Annotated in this window: 1 protein-coding gene; it reads left to right on the top strand. The window is 44.8% G+C overall.

All coding sequences use genetic code 11. From position 1 onward, the window contains the following. Positions 1-115 precede the first annotated feature (115 nt). Positions 116-1,654, top strand: coding sequence for an IS1634 family transposase (locus NSB03_RS20540; protein ID WP_135039490.1), 1,539 nt, complete (start codon positions 116-118; stop codon positions 1,652-1,654). Positions 1,655-1,678 lie beyond the last annotated feature (24 nt).

Here is a 1,678-nt window from a genome sequence, read left to right as displayed (position 1 = left end):
CCTGACTTCGTCACTTTTTTGAGTTCCAAAATAAGGATGCCTGATTTTCACCAATATAGGCAAATTCAAGGGTGATTTAGGGTGACGCAATGGCAATTTTGATTATATTTGCGGTATGTTTGTCCGCAAAAAGAAAAATCGTTCTGGCACCACAAGCGTTGTGGTTGTTGACAAGCACGGAGGCAAGTTCAAAGAACTGCACACCGTGGGCATAGGGTATGACGAGTCTGAGATTGAGCGTCTCTGCCTCCAAGGACAAAAGTGGATTAAGTCTCATCTCGGTATCATGGAAATCGATTTCGATGAAGCCGACCAAAAAGAACTTGAACGAAAGAATGCCGAGGCTGTCCTTGACAATATTGATGGTATATTGCTGAATGGAGCCAAATTGATTCTTGACAAGGTGTTTGATTCTGTTGGATTCAACCGGGTCGGGGATGATGTCTTACGGCATCTTGTAATAGCAAGGTTATGTGAGCCGATGAGCAAGATGGCGACTGCAGACTACCTGAAAACCCACTTTGAAGAGGATGTGAACCTCAGCAAGATATACCGCTATATGGACAAGCTCTACAATGCCCAGCAGGAGGTTGTGCAGCGTATCAGCGTGGAGCATACGTTTTCTGTCTTGGGTGGAAGAGTGGAGATGCTGTTTTACGATGTCACATCACTGTACTTTGAGAGTTTTCGGGAAGATGACCTTCGTTCACCGGGGTTTTCCAAAGACGGCAAGACAGCCGAGACACAGATTATCCTCGGACTTCTTGTATGTGAGAACGGCTATCCTCTTTCATACTCAATATTCAATGGAGCGCAATATGAAAGTTACACCATGATCCCCGCCATAGATGATTTAAAGCAACGGTTCGGCCTTGATGACTTTATTGTGGTTGCTGATTCAGGCTTCATGATAAAACGGAATATGGGGCTACTGCGTTCCGGAGGATATCAGTTCATTGTCGGCGGAAGAATAAAGAAAGTGGCAAATGATGTCGAGAAATGGATAAAGTCAATCCCCCATGAAGATGGACAGTATCATGAGAAGGAACTCGAGAACGGCGACCGTCTCATTGTCACATACAGTTCAAAACGGGCAACCAAGGATGCCTATAACCGCAACAAGGGTGTTGAACGACTACGAAAAGCCTATGCTTCCGGCAAAATCACCAAGGATAAGATTAATAAACGTGGCTACAGCAAGTTCCTTAAGCTTGACAATGATGTCAATGTAAGTATCAGTGAGGATAAGATCAAGGAGGATGAGGTATGGGACGGTCTGAAAGGATATGTCACCAATACCACATTGCCACCATCGGAGGTCGTCGCTCAGTATCAAGGTCTTTGGGTTGTTGAGAAGGCGTTCAGGATATCAAAGGGGACACTGGAGACTCGCCCCATCTTTCACTTTACTGAGAAACGTATCGAGGCTCATGTATGCCTTTGTTTTGTCGCATACAAGCTATATAAGGAACTTGAGAGGATTATCGAGACTCTACACATGAAAATGAGTGTTGACAAAGTAATCAAGATCGCCAAAACAATAACGACCGTCAGACTGAGGCTTCCATTAAATGATGAGACGATAACACGCACTATGATGCTGACACCCGAACATCGGTCATTGAAGCCATTGTTTGACCATCTTGGCGTTTAGGGTGACGCAATGACGAAGTCAGGA

It is taken from the genome of Bacteroides acidifaciens, assembly GCF_024623065.1.
GTDB lineage: Bacteria > Bacteroidota > Bacteroidia > Bacteroidales > Bacteroidaceae > Bacteroides > Bacteroides acidifaciens.
The sequence above is the reverse complement of the archived record's forward strand: the minus strand, read 5'-3'. Positions and strand labels throughout refer to the sequence as shown.